Origin of the sequence: Janthinobacterium sp. 344 (assembly GCF_900112025.1) — a bacterium.
In the GTDB taxonomy this organism is placed as follows: domain Bacteria; phylum Pseudomonadota; class Gammaproteobacteria; order Burkholderiales; family Burkholderiaceae_D; genus Janthinobacterium.
Map to the genome: position 1 here is coordinate 125,129 of NZ_FOKL01000012.1, position 13,249 is coordinate 138,377.

The 13,249-nt window shown below is 63.4% G+C and carries 13 protein-coding genes; 9 read left to right on the forward strand and 4 right to left on the reverse strand.

The features are described from left to right. Positions 1-4 precede the first annotated feature (4 nt). Complete coding sequence (locus tag BM193_RS25310) at positions 5-331, forward strand: barstar family protein (protein ID WP_086144655.1); 327 nt, start codon at positions 5-7, stop codon at positions 329-331. A 37-nt stretch (positions 332-368) separates the two neighbouring features. Here the strand turns inward: BM193_RS25310 and BM193_RS25315 are convergent, their stop codons facing one another. Both BM193_RS25315 and BM193_RS25320 read right to left on the reverse strand, forming a co-directional pair. Continuing rightward, positions 369-1,616 (reverse strand): CaiB/BaiF CoA transferase family protein, encoded by a 1,248-nt coding sequence (locus tag BM193_RS25315; protein ID WP_092802795.1) that lies wholly within the window; start codon positions 1,614-1,616, stop codon positions 369-371. Further along, entirely contained in the window at positions 1,616-2,797 is a 1,182-nt protein-coding gene (locus BM193_RS25320; RefSeq protein ID WP_092802792.1) for an acyl-CoA dehydrogenase, read from the reverse strand. The genes BM193_RS25315 and BM193_RS25320 overlap by 1 nt, the downstream gene beginning before the upstream one ends. A 161-nt stretch (positions 2,798-2,958) precedes the next feature. Between BM193_RS25320 and BM193_RS25325 the strand changes: the two genes are divergently transcribed. Further along, positions 2,959-3,855, forward strand: a complete 897-nt coding sequence (locus tag BM193_RS25325; protein WP_175533417.1) for a LysR substrate-binding domain-containing protein — start codon at positions 2,959-2,961, stop codon at positions 3,853-3,855. Here the strand turns inward: BM193_RS25325 and BM193_RS25330 are convergent. Further along, the gene (locus BM193_RS25330; protein ID WP_092803085.1) at positions 3,852-4,217 is read right to left on the reverse strand and encodes a VOC family protein; all 366 of its coding nucleotides are present in this window, start codon (positions 4,215-4,217) and stop codon (positions 3,852-3,854) included. The two genes, BM193_RS25325 and BM193_RS25330, sit on opposite strands and share 4 nt — an antisense overlap. 79 nt (positions 4,218-4,296) lie before the next feature. After that, positions 4,297-5,085: a DUF6597 domain-containing transcriptional factor gene (locus tag BM193_RS25335; protein ID WP_254786415.1), complete on the reverse strand. Its 789-nt coding sequence runs from the start codon at positions 5,083-5,085 to the stop codon at positions 4,297-4,299. A 150-nt stretch (positions 5,086-5,235) separates the two neighbouring features. Here BM193_RS25335 and leuS point away from each other — a divergent pair, with 150 nt between their 5' ends. From leuS to BM193_RS25370, 7 genes are all read left to right on the forward strand, one after another. Next, the gene (gene leuS, locus BM193_RS25340) at positions 5,236-7,875 is read left to right on the forward strand and encodes a leucine--tRNA ligase (protein WP_092802786.1); all 2,640 of its coding nucleotides are present in this window, start codon (positions 5,236-5,238) and stop codon (positions 7,873-7,875) included. Between the two features lie 2 nt (positions 7,876-7,877). Then, the gene (gene lptE, locus BM193_RS25345) at positions 7,878-8,474 is read left to right on the forward strand and encodes an LPS-assembly lipoprotein LptE (RefSeq protein WP_092802784.1); all 597 of its coding nucleotides are present in this window, start codon (positions 7,878-7,880) and stop codon (positions 8,472-8,474) included. Between the two features lie 10 nt (positions 8,475-8,484). After that, positions 8,485-9,501 (forward strand): DNA polymerase III subunit delta, encoded by a 1,017-nt coding sequence (gene holA, locus BM193_RS25350; RefSeq protein ID WP_092802781.1) that lies wholly within the window; start codon positions 8,485-8,487, stop codon positions 9,499-9,501. A 17-nt stretch (positions 9,502-9,518) separates the two neighbouring features. Next, complete coding sequence (locus BM193_RS25355; RefSeq protein WP_092802778.1) at positions 9,519-10,790, forward strand: glutamate-5-semialdehyde dehydrogenase; 1,272 nt, start codon at positions 9,519-9,521, stop codon at positions 10,788-10,790. 69 nt (positions 10,791-10,859) lie between these two features. Beyond that, positions 10,860-11,297, forward strand: a complete 438-nt coding sequence (locus BM193_RS25360; protein ID WP_092802775.1) for a CopD family protein — start codon at positions 10,860-10,862, stop codon at positions 11,295-11,297. A 9-nt stretch (positions 11,298-11,306) separates the two neighbouring features. Then, positions 11,307-11,924 (forward strand): 2-hydroxychromene-2-carboxylate isomerase, encoded by a 618-nt coding sequence (locus BM193_RS25365; RefSeq protein WP_092802772.1) that lies wholly within the window; start codon positions 11,307-11,309, stop codon positions 11,922-11,924. A gap of 109 nt (positions 11,925-12,033) precedes the next feature. Then, positions 12,034-13,203 carry a THUMP domain-containing class I SAM-dependent RNA methyltransferase gene (locus BM193_RS25370; RefSeq protein WP_092802769.1) on the forward strand — a complete coding sequence of 390 codons (1,170 nt, stop codon included), beginning with the start codon at positions 12,034-12,036 and terminating at the stop codon, positions 13,201-13,203. The last annotated feature ends 46 nt before the right edge of the window (positions 13,204-13,249 follow it).

Genomic DNA, 13,249 nt, shown 5'->3' on the forward strand with positions numbered 1-13,249 from the left:
GATCATGGCCACTGCCATCCTGAATGGAAAAGACATCACCGACGCAGCGAGCTTCCACGCGCAATGCGCGCAAGCCTTCGGTTTCCCCGAGTTCTACGGCAACAGCATGGATGCCTGGGTCGATTGCCTCAGCTATCTGCGCGACGACGAAAACATGACGCAGTTCCGTTTGAAACCGAACGAAGTGCTGGAAATCGTGGTGCAGGATGCGGACGCGATGAAAGCGCAAGTTCCTGATTTGCTGGAAGAAATCACGTTCTGCATCGCCGGTATCAATGAACGCTATGACGATTACGGCGAAAAGCCGGCGTTGAAATTGACGCTGAAGTAATTCCGGGGTCAGACCCGCCGGGTCTGACCCCAGTTCTTCACACGACTTTGCGCTCGCGCAAACCAGTAATTTCCTCAGTATCTAATCCCAGCCATTGCCCCAACACCTCATCTGTATGCTGCCCCAGCAACGGCGGCGGCAAGCGGTATTGCACGGGCGAGCCGGACAAGCGCACGGGATTGGCCACCAGCGCCACCGTGCCCGCCGTCGGATGCGGCATCTCCACTTTCAAGCCACGCGCCACCACTTGCGGGTCGGCAAAGACCTGGTCGATGCGGTTGACGGGACCGCAAGGCACGGCTTGCGCCTCGAAGGCGCTGATCCACTCGGCCGTCGTGCGCATGACGGTGGCCTGGCGCATCAGGGGGATCAAAATCGCGCGGTGCGCCACGCGCTGCGGATTCGTGGCGAAGCGCTCGTCCTGCGCCCATTCCGGATGGCCGGCGACGGCGCAGAAGCGCGAAAACTGTCCATCGTTGCCGATCGCCAGGATCATGTCGCCATCGGCCGTGGGAAAATCCTGGTATGGCACGATGTTCGGATGCGCATTGCCCATGCGCTGCGGCACTTTTCCCCCGCACAGGTAATTGGCCGCCTGGTTGCCCAGCGCCGCCACCTGCACGTCGAGCAGGGCCAGGTCGATATGCTGGCCCAGGCCCGAGCGTTCCCGTTCGGCCAGCGCCGCCTGCACGGCGATGGTGGCGTACAGGCCCGTCAGGATGTCCGTCTGCGCCACGCCCACTTTTTGCGGCCCCGCGCCCGGCTGGCCATCGGGCACGCCCGTGATGCTCATCAAGCCGCCCATGCCCTGGATCAGGAAGTCATAGCCGGCGCGCGCCGCGTACGGCCCATCCTGGCCAAAGCCCGTGATGGAGCAGTACACGAGGCGCGGGTTGAGCGCCAGGAGGCTGGCCGCGTCGAGCCCGTATTGCTTCAAGCCATCCAGCTTGAAATTTTCCAGCAGCACGTCCGCCTCGGCCGCCAGCCGGCGCACCAGGGCTTGCCCTTCAGGCGCGGCCAGGTCGATGCACAGGGAGCGCTTGTTGCGGTTGGCGCACTGGAAGTAGGCCGCCTCGGCCGTATCGCGGCCGTCCTCGTCCTTCAGATACGGCGGGCCCCACGAGCGCGTATCGTCGCCGCGGCCCGGTTGCTCGACTTTCACCACGTCGGCGCCCAGGTCGGCCAGCATTTGCCCGGCCCACGGGCCGGCCAGCACGCGCGACAGGTCCAGCACGCGCAAGCCCGTCAACGGCGCGGGCCGCAGGGTGGAAGCGAAGGCGTCCATCAGTTGCTGAAGGCGGCGATGCCGGTGATGGCGCGGCCGATGATCAGCGCGTGCACATCGTGCGTGCCTTCATAGGTGTTGACCACTTCCAGGTTGACCAGGTGGCGGATGACGCCGAATTCGTCGGAAATGCCGTTGCCACCCATCATGTCGCGCGCCATGCGGGCGATGTCCAGCGCCTTGCCGCAGCTGTTGCGTTTCATGATCGAGGTGATTTCCACGGCCGGCGAGCCTTCATCCTTCATGCGGCCCAGGCGCAAACAGCCCTGCAAGCCCATGGTGATTTCCGTCAGCATGTCGGCCAGCTTCTTTTGCACCAGTTGATTCGCTGCCAGCGGGCGGCCGAATTGCTGGCGGTCCATCGTGTACTGGCGCGCCTTCAGGTAGCAGTCTTCCGCCGCGCCCAGCGCGCCCCAGGCGATGCCGTAGCGGGCACTGTTGAGGCAAGTGAACGGGCCTTTCAGGCCGCGCACGTCGGGGAAGGCGTTTTCTTCCGGGCAAAATACTTCATCCATGACAATTTCGCCGGTGATGCTGGTGCGCAAGCCAACCTTGCCGTGGATCTCGGGCGCCGACAGGCCTTTCCAGCCTTTTTCCAGCACGAAGCCGCGGATCGCGCCTTCATCGTCCTTGGCCCAGACGACGAACACGTCGGCGATGGGGCTGTTGGTGATCCACATCTTGGCGCCGGAAATACTGTAGCCGCCCGGTACCTTGCGCGCGCGCGTGACCATGCTGCCGGGATCGGAGCCGTGGTTCGGTTCCGTCAGGCCGAAGCAGCCGATGAATTCGCCCGTCGCCAGTTTCGGCAGGTATTTCTGTTTGGTTTCCTCGTTGCCGAAGGCATTGATCGGTACCATCACCAGCGACGATTGCACGCTCATCATCGAGCGGTAGCCCGAATCGACGCGCTCGACTTCGCGCGCGGCCAGGCCGTAGCAGACATAGTTCAGGCCGGCGCCGCCGTATTCTTCGGGAATCGTCGTGCCCAGCAAGCCCAATTCGCCCATTTCGCGGAAGATGGCCGCGTCCGTGCGGCCATGGCGGAACGATTCGAGCACGCGCGGCACCAGGCTGCCCTGGCAATAGTCGCGGGCCGCTTCCAGCACGGCGCGCTCGTCGCCCGTCAGTTGTTCGTCCAGCAGCAGGGGGGAATTCCAGTCGAATGCAGTTTTGCTCATCACAGGCCTCGCAGGTGAGCGCCGGTGATCGGCGCAAGATTGAATAGGGCTCATGGTAGGTTTTTGCTTTGCCTTGCGCAAACGATTTATTCGCACCCAGACATGCGTGCCGCGCATATCTTGCGGCATACTGGCGGCTTCTTCCTTGCCGCCGCTCCGCCATGTCCAGAAAAATTCCCATGTTGCAAGCCTTGAATTGCTTCGAGGCTGCCGCCCGCCACCAGAGCTACACGCACGCGGCGCGCGAACTGGCGCTGACGCAAAGCGCCGTCTCGCGGCAGATTTCATCGTTGGAAAGCTTTCTTGGCGTGCAACTGTTCCAGCGCACGCGTCACGGCGTGCTGCTGACCAGCGCCGGCGCCGCGTATGCGCGCCAGATCGCCGCCCGCCTCGACGGCCTGGAGCGCGACACGCTCGACACCATGGCGCGCCAGGGTGGCGGCGGCGCCTTGCAGCTGGCCTCGGTACCCACCTTTGCCACGCGCTGGCTGATGCCGCGCCTGGCCAGCTTTGCCAGCGAGCAGCCGGACGTCGTCGTGCATATCGATGCCTACACCAAGCCGTTCATGTTTGCCGATACGGAATATGACGGCGCCCTGTATGCGGGCACGCCCGAGCAGCTGGCGCGCTGGCCCGGCACGCGCGCCACCTTGCTCATGCATGAAGAGATCGTGCCCGTCGCCAGTCCCCGCTTGCTGGCGGCGCGCAGTCACTGGCAGCCGCAGCATTTGCTGGCGCTGACTTTATTGCAACAAAGCACGCGCCCGGGCGCCTGGCGCCAGTGGTTTGACGCCATGCAAGTCGATGGCGAGGGCGCGCGTTACGGCGCGCGGTATGAACTGTTTTCCATGCTGGCCATGGCCGCCGTGCAGGGGCAGGGCGTGGTCTTGCTGCCGCGCATGCTGGTCGAGGCGGAGCTGGCGCGCGGCGAATTGCGTATTGTATGTGAGCGTCCACTGCGCGGCCAGCGCGCATATTATCTGATCACGCCCGAGGCGGCGCATGAAAAGGCGGCCTTGCAGCAATTCCGGCTGTGGCTGCAAGGCGTGGCGGCCTAGATGACCGTGGCGGTATCGAAATGGGGATTGTCGATGAAGCCGAGCTGGTTGCCGAACGGATCGAGCAATTCCACCGTGCGGATGCCGTCGCCCACGTCCGTGATCGGGTGGTGCACGGTGGCGCCCAGCGCGACGATACGCTCGACTTCCTGCTCGATGCCTTCCACGCCCCAGTACGTCACGCTGCCTTGCGTGCCCGGCTGGCCGTCCGGCAGCAAGCCCAGTTCGAAGCCGCCGATATTGAACCCCACATAGAAGGGCTGGTCGAAGTATGGCGCCACGCCGAAAACCTGGCTGTACCAGGCTTTGGCCCTGTCCAGGTCGGGGGCGGGATAGGTGACGGTACGCAAACCCTTGATCATGTTCTGCTCCTGGTGAATGAAGAATAACGCCATCATGCCATCGGCGCGCGCCGCGCGATTGTAAAAATGGAAGGTCGTCCTAGCGGTGCCGTCCCGCCAGCCACGCGTCGGGCGCGCTGTGGGCAAAATCCTGGAAGTCATGGATCAGGTGCGACTGGTCAAAATAGCCGTATTGCAGGGCCACTTGCGCCCAGTCCGGCTGCGCCGCCAGGCGTTTCAAGCCATTGCTGGCGGCACGGAAACGGCAGATGCGCGCGAACAGCTTGGGGCCGATGCCGACCTGCTGGCGAAATTGCAGGGCCAGATGCTGGCCCGACACGCCCAGCCGCCGTGCCAGCTCCTCCACGCGCAGCAGGCCGTGGGCCCCTTCGATGGCCGCGATGGCATGCTGCGCCACGCCGGGTGCGCGCAGCGGTGGTCCGGCGCGCAGGCGCAGCAGCAGATAATCCTGCAGGATGGCCAGGCGCTGCGCATCGGACAAGGGCGCGCTCCACAGTGCGTCGCCCAGGCGCATGGCCAGGTCGCGCCCCCACAACTGCTGCAATCCCGTGCGGCCATCGTTGAGTTCACACAGGGGCAGCTGGAAGAAACGCGTCGCCGCGCCCGGCTTGAAGCGGGCCGCCACCGTCTGCACCAGGCCGTGGCTGACGACGGCGATCGGCGCCGTCATCATGCCGACGGCAAAGCTGGCGTCCTGCTGGTCCTGGCACAGGATGTCGATGCCATTGTCCGGCAAGACCTGGTGCGTGACGGGTGTGGCGCCCGTCTGCACGCGGCACGTCCAGACGCAGTCCAGCCACGGCCGCAGGGCGGGGATGGGCGGATATTCCTGGTAGACGATCATGGCCGGCTTGGAGGCAAAGAACAAGATTGTGTATATATCACACAGCATAATTGTGCGCTTGCAAAAATATGCCTGCCCGGGCCGCCAGCGCGCCGCGCTATCGGGCGGCGACAACCAGTATAATGCTCGGTTCATATCCACTTTTGGCCGGGCCACGCTGGTCGCACATCCATTATGCAAGATAAATATAGTCCCGCCGACGTCGAACACGCCGCCCAATCCCACTGGAAGGCGATCGACGCCTATAAAGCCGTCGAACACGACCCGCGTTTCCCTAAAGGCAAGTATTTCGCTTGCTCGATGCTGCCTTACCCTTCGGGCAAGCTGCACATGGGTCACGTGCGCAACTATACGATCAATGATGTGATGTACCGCTACCTGCGCATGAACGGCTATAACGTGCTCATGCCGATGGGCTGGGATGCGTTCGGCATGCCGGCGGAAAACGCGGCCATGGCCAACAACGTGCCGCCCGCGCAATGGACGTATTCGAACATCGCCCACATGAAGCAGCAGATGGAATCGATGGGCCTGGCCATCGACTGGTCGCGCGAGATGACCGCCTGCAAGCCTGAGTACTACAAATGGAACCAGTGGATGTTCCTCAAGATGCTGGAAAAAGGCATCATCTACAAGAAAACCGGTACCGTGAACTGGGACCCGATCGACCAGACCGTGCTGGCCAACGAACAAGTGGTCGATGGCAAGGGCTGGCGTTCGGGCGCGCTGATCGAAAAGCGTGAAATCCCCATGTACTACGCGCGCATCACCGATTACGCGGAAGAATTGCTGGCGTATGTGGACGACAAGCTGCCGGGCTGGCCCGAGCGCGTGCGTACCATGCAGACCAACTGGATCGGCAAGTCGACGGGCGTGCGCTTCGCCTTCCCGCATGAGATCAAGGATGCGAACGGCGCCCTGATCGGCGACGGCAAGCTGTATGTGTTTACCACGCGTCCGGACACCGTCATGGGCGTGACCTTCTGCGCCGTGGCCGCCGAGCACCCGCTGGCCATCCACGCCGCGCAAACGAATCCTGCACTGGCCGCCTTCAACGCCGAATGCAAGCTCGGCTCCGTGATCGAAGCGGACATGGCGACGATGGAGAAGAAGGGCATGCCGACCGGTCTGTTCGTCACGCATCCGCTGACGGGCGCGCAAGTGGAAGTGTGGGTCGGCAATTACGTGCTGATCACCTATGGCGACGGCGCCGTGATGGGCGTGCCGGCGCACGACGAACGCGATTTTGGCTTCGCCAAGAAATACAATCTGCCGATCAAGCAAGTCATCGAAGTCAAGGGCCAGGAGTTCTCGACGGACGCGTGGCAGGAATCGTACGGCAGCAAGGATGGCGTGTGCATCGCCTCCGGCAAATATGACGGCCTGCATTTCGCGTCCGCCGTCGATGCGGTGGCCGCCGACCTGGCCGAATTGGGCCTGGGCGAGAAGAAAACCACGTTCCGCCTGCGCGACTGGGGCATTTCGCGCCAGCGCTACTGGGGTACGCCGATCCCGATGATCCATTGCGCCGATTGCGGCGTGGTGCCGGTGCCGGAAAAAGACTTGCCGGTAGTGCTGCCGGAAGACTGCGTGCCGGACGGCACGGGCAATCCGCTGAACAAATACGAAGCCTTCCTCAAGTGCGACTGCCCGCAGTGCGGCAAGCCGGCGCGCCGCGAGACGGACACCATGGATACTTTTGTGGATTCGTCGTGGTACTACATGCGCTATACCTCGCCAGGCTCGAACGATGCCATGGTCGATGAACGCAATGATTACTGGATGCCGATGGACCAGTACATCGGCGGCATCGAACACGCCGTGATGCACTTGCTGTACGCGCGCTTCTGGACCAAGATCATGCGCGACTTCGGCCTGGTCAAGTTCGACGAGCCCTTCGTCAACCTGCTGACGCAGGGCATGGTGCTCAACGAAACCTATTATCGCAAGGACGCGGCGGGCAAGACCACCTGGTTCAACCCGGACGACGTGCGCCTGTCGCTCGATGACAAGGGCCGTCCGCAGTCCGCCATCCTGGTGGCCGACGGCCAGCCCGTGGAAATCGGCGGCACGGAAAAAATGTCGAAGTCGAAGAACAACGGCATCGATCCGCAAGCGCAGATCGAACAGTATGGCGCCGACACGGCCCGCCTGTTCACCATGTTCGCCTCGCCGCCGGAACAGACCCTGGAATGGTCGGGCAGCGGTGTCGAAGGCGCGAACCGCTTCCTGCGCCGCGTGTGGAACTTCGGCTACGCCCAGTCGGCGACGATCCAGGCCGCACTGGCTGGCGGCGCCGCACCGGCCACGGGCGACGCGCAGAAGAACCTGCGCCGCGAATTGCACAAGCTGCTGCAGCAAGCCGATTACGACTTGAAGCGCATCCAGTACAACACGGTGGTATCGGCCTGCATGAAGATGCTCAATACGCTGGAATCGGCCAAGCTGGATGACAGCGCGCAGTCGAAGGCGCTGATCGCCGAAGGCTTTTCCATCTTCCTGCGCCTGCTGAACCCTGTCGCCCCGCACATCACCCATGTGTTGTGGGAAGAGCTGGGCTATGCCGGCGTGCATGGCGATTTGCTGAACGTCGCATGGCCGCAAGTCGACCCGCAGGCGCTGGAGCAGTCCGAGATCGAGATGATGATCCAGGTGAACGGCAAGCTGCGCGGCTCGATCACGGTGTCCAAGGATGCGGACAAGGCCAGCATCGAAGCGGCCGCGCTGGCGTGCGAAAGTGTGCAGAAGTACGTCGAGACCACGCCGAAGAAGATCATCGTCGTGCCAGGCAAGTTAATCAGCATCGTGGTGTAATCATGACGACTTCCTCTTCCGTATCGCTGTTGGGCCGCCGCGCCGTGCTGGCGCTGGGCTTGACCGTCCTGCTGTCGGCCTGCGGCTTTCATTTGCGCGGTTCGAACGGCAGTTTCATGCTGCCGTTCGCGACGATGTATATCGGCTTGCCCGAGACGTCGCCGCTGGCGATTGACTTGAAGCGCTATATCCGCGCCATCGGCAGCACGGAAGTGGTGGACACCAAGGATGGCGCCGACGCCATCCTCGATGTGCTCAGCGATCCGGAGAGGAACCGCACCAAGACCATTCTGTCGTTGAACAGCAATGGCCGCGTGAGCGAGTACCAGCTCGGGTATTCGATCAATTTCCGCGTACTGGACAAGGCCGGCAACCAGTTGCTGGCGCCGACGACCATCAGCCTGAATCGTCCGATCACGTTCAACGAATCACAGGTGCTGGCCAAGGAAACGGAAGAGGCGCAGCTGTACCGCGACATGCGCAATGACCTGGTGCAGCAGATCATGCGCCGCCTGGCAGCCATCAAGCCGGTGCTGCCGGCCATGTCGGTGGCGCCAGTGGCGCCTGTGACACCGGTCGTCCCGGCCCCGCGGCAGTAACGGGGACGCCATGCAATTGCGGATAGACGCGCTCGATGGGCATGTGGCCAAGCCGCTGGCGCAGCTGTATGTGATCACCAGCGACGAACACCTGCTGGCGCTGGAGGCGGCCGACAAGATCCGCCGCGCGGCGCGCGCGCAAGGGTATTCCGAGCGCGACGTGCTGACGGTGGAGCGCAGCTTCAAGTGGGGCGAACTGCTGGCGGCGAACCAGGAGCTGTCGCTGTTCGGCGATAAAAAACTGATCGAGCTGCGCATCCCCACCGGCAAGCCGGGCAAGGATGGCGGCGCGGCGCTGCAAAGCTATGCGAAAAATCTCAGTCCCGACAACCTGACCCTGATCACCCTGCCCAAGCTGGACTGGGCCACGCAGAAGGCGGCCTGGGTCGCCAGCCTGCAGCAGGCGGCCGTGTATATCGAGATTCCCAACGTGGAACGGGCGCAGCTGCCCGCGTGGATCAGCCAGCGCCTGGCGGCGCAGGGCCAGAGCGCCGAGCGCGCCAGCATCGACTTCATCGCCGAGCGCGTGGAAGGCAATCTGCTGGCGGCGCACCAGGAAATCCAGAAACTCGGCTTGCTGCATGCAGCGGGCAAGCTGACGTATGAACAAGTGCAGGATGCGGTGCTGAACGTGGCCCGCTACGATGTCTTCAAATTGTCCGAAGCCATGCTGGCCGGCGACCCGGCGCGCCTGGTGCGCATGCTCGAAGGCTTGAAAGGCGAGGGCGAGGCGCTGCCACTGGTGTTGTGGGCCGTCTCCGAGGAAATCCGCACGCTGTTAAAATTGAAGGCCGGCATGGCGCAAGGCCGTCCGCTGGGCGCGCTGCTGAAGGAATACCGCATCTGGGGGCCGCGCGAGCGCATGATGGAACCGGCACTGCGGCGTATTTCGCTGCCGGTGCTGGAAGCGGCGCTGCAGCAGGCGGCGCAGGTGGACAAGATGATCAAGGGCTTGCGTGCCAAGGGCTACGCGGGCGATGCCTGGGATGCCATGCTGCAGCTGGGCCTGAAGATCGCCAGGGGTTAACTTTTATGGATACGAGCATGGATATCACTGAATATATGCAGGACGTGGGCACGCGTGCGCGCACCGCTTCGCGCGCCATGGCGCGTGCCGACAGCGCCACGCGCAACCGCGCCCTGACCCTGATCGCCGCCGCCATCGTGCGCGACGCGGACCTGCTGCGCGCGGCCAACCAGCGCGACCTGGACGCGGCGGCCGCCGCCGGCCTGGCGCCGGCCATGCTCGACCGACTGACCCTGTCCGACGCTGCCATCGCCACCATGGTCGAAGGCCTGACGCAAATCGTCGCGCTGGCCGATCCGATCGGCGAGATATCGAACATGAAGTTCCGTCCGACGGGCATCCAGGTGGGGCAGATGCGCGTGCCGCTGGGCGTCATCGGCATCATCTATGAAGCGCGCCCGAATGTGACGGTCGACGCGGCCGGCCTGTGCATCAAGAGTGGCAACGCGACGATTCTGCGCGGCGGCTCTGAAGCCATCCATTGCAACCGCGCGCTGGCCAAGCTGGTGCAGGAAGGGTTGCTGGGGGCAGGCCTGCCGGCCGACGCGGTCCAGGTGATCGACACCACCGACCGCGCCGCCGTCGGCGCCCTCATCACCATGCCGCAGTATGTCGACGTCATCGTGCCGCGCGGCGGCAAGGGACTGATCGCGCGCCTGATGGCCGAGGCCACCGTGCCGATGATCAAGCACCTCGACGGCATCTGCCACGTCTACATCGACGCCAAGGCCGATATCAGGAAGGCGCTGGACATCGGCTTCAATGCCAAGTGCCACCGCTACGGCACCTGCAACACCATGGAGACCCTGCTGGTGTCGCGTGCCATCGCGCCTGTCGTGCTGCCGCAGCTGGCCGAACTGTACCTCACCAAGCAGGTGGAATTGCGCGCCGATGCGGAAAGTTACGCCATCCTGGCCGCCGCTGCCTACCCGCACCTGGTACCCGCCACCGAGGAAGACTGGTCCACCGAGTATTTGGCGGCGATTTTGTCGGTGAAGGTCGTCAACGGCATCGACGAAGCGATGGACCACATCAACCGGTATTCGTCCAAGCACACGGAGTCCATCATCACGGAAGACTACAGCGATGCGCTGCGCTTCCTGCGCGAAGTCGATTCCGCCTCCGTGATGGTGAACGCCTCGACGCGCTTCGCCGACGGTTTCGAATATGGCCTGGGCGCCGAAATCGGCATCTCGAACGACAAGCTGCATGCGCGCGGCCCCGTGGGCCTGGAAGGCCTGACCTCGCTCAAATACGTGGTCTTTGGCCACGGTGAAGTGCGCAAGTAATTCCACGGCGGGCGGCCCGCGAGGCATCCCGCGCTCTCCTTCTTCGCTACCTCTGACACTGGGAACCCCATGCTCTTTCTCTGGACTAAAGCCTTCCACATCATCTTCGTCATATCCTGGTTCGCCGGCCTGTTTTATTTGCCGCGCATTTTCGTGAACCTGGCGATGGAGACGGAAACGGTGGCCACGGAACGCCTGTTGCTGATGGCGCGCAAGCTGTACCGCTTCATGTCCCTGCTGGCGCTGCCGGCGATGGTGCTGGGCCTGGCGTTGATGTGGATGCTGTACGGTGGCGGCGAGGGCCGCGTCAAGATGCCGGGCTGGATGCACGCCAAGCTGACCTTCGTGGTGCTGCTGCTCGGCTACCACCACGCCTGCGGCGCCATCCTGCGCAAGTTCGAAAAAGGCTTGAACAAGCGCAGCCACACCTGGTTCCGCTGGTTTAACGAGGTGCCGGTGGTGATGCTGCTGGCCGTCGTCGTGCTGGTCGTGGTCAAGCCTTTCTAAGGAGACGAGATGAGTGCTCAACAGAATAAAGTCGTGCAGTATTTCTTTGCGCCCCATTCGCCATGGACCTACCTGGGCCACGCGCGCCTGATGGCCATCGCCGCGAAGACGGGCGCGCAGATCGACGTGCGGCCGTTTGACCTGGGCAAGGTCTTCAGCGTGTCGGGCGGCCTGCCGCTGGCCAAGCGCGCGCCGCAGCGCCAGGCGTACCGGCTGGCGGAACTGGCGCGCTGGTCGGCCTTTTTGCAGGTGCCTTTGAACCTGCAGCCGAAGTTCTTCCCTGTCTCGCCGGAAGCGGCGGCCAAGCTGATCATCGCCACGCGCCTGGCGCATGGCGTGGAGGCCTCCCTGAACCTGGCGCACGCCATCATGCGCGGCCTGTGGGCGGAAGAGCGCAATATCGGCGACGAGGAAACCCTGGTGCAGATCGCGCTCGATGCCGGTTTCGAGGGCCGCCAGCTGCTGAAAACGTCGGAGACGGCCAGCGTGCAGGCCGAATACGACGCCAACACGGAAGCGGCCACTGCCGCGTCCGTCTTCGGTTCGCCGTGGTACATCGTCGATGGCGAAGGCTACTGGGGCCAGGACCGCCTCGATTTTGTCGAGCGGGCGTTATCAGTAAAGTAATTAGCACCGGGATCAGACCCGCCGGGTCTGACCCCAGATTTTAGTTTGTTTTCCAACGGATAAAGAGTACACCACCATGGCTTCATATTTTTGCCCATGCCCACGCGGCATGGAAGCGGCGCTGGCCGAGGAACTGGGCGAGATCGCCCAGGATAGTGCGACCATGAAGGTCCACAACCAGGTACCGGGCGGCGTGCACTGCTCGGGCGACCTGCTCGATTCCTACCGCATCAACCTGCATTCGCGCATCGCCTCGCGCGTGCTGATGCGCATGGCCCATTCCGGCTACAAGACGGAAAACGATATCTATGACCTGACCCTGGCGCAGCCATGGGAAGACTGGTTCGGCGTGCATCACACCATCCGCGTGGACGTCACGGCCGTCAAGTCGCCGCTGCGCAGCCTGGAATTCACCACCTTGAAAATCAAGGATGCGATCTGCGACCGCTTCCGCGACCAGTTCAACGAGCGCCCATCGGTCAACACCAAGACGCCGGACATGCGCATCGTCGGCTTCCTCGACGCGCACACGTTTACCGTCTACCTCGATACCTCGGGCGAAGCGCTGTTCAAGCGCGGCTGGCGCGAAGAGACGGGCGACGCGCCGCTGCGCGAAAACCTGGCCGCCGGCCTGCTGCGCGTGTCGGGCTGGAAGCCGGGCATGGTGCTGTTCGACCCGATGTGCGGTTCCGGCACCATCCTTGCCGAAGCGGCGCAGATGCTGCAGGGGATTCCGCCGGGCGCCTCGCGCCAGTTTGCGTTTGAAAACTTCCACGACTTCGACCCGGCGCCGTGGAATGCCATGAAAAACGCCATCAAGGCCAATCCTTTGCCGGCGGAACCGACCATCTTCGGCAGCGACATCTCGGGCGACATGGTGGCCATGACGCGCCATAACCTGCGCTGTGCGGGCGTGCGCTTCGACGTGCCGCTGAAACAGATCGAGGCGCAGGAAGTCAAGCCGCCAAGCGACGTGCCCGGCATCATGCTGACCAACCCGCCGTACGGCGAGCGTATCGGCGTGCGCGGCGACAGCACCATCCCGGAAGATGAATTGTCGACCTCCTTCTATTCGGCCATGGGCACGACCCTGAAGCAGCGCTTCGCCGGCTGGACCGTGTTCCTGTTTACGGCCGACCTGGGCCTGCCCAAACTGCTGCGTTTGAAAGAAGCGCGCAAGACGCCTTTCTTCAACGGCGCGCTGGAATGCCGTTTGTTCCGCTTTGATATGGTCGCCGGCTACAACCGCCGCGAAGAAGCCAAACCAAAAAACATTTGATTAAACCTACTGCGCGTTGCCACTTGCGGCTTGCGATGCTCACCGT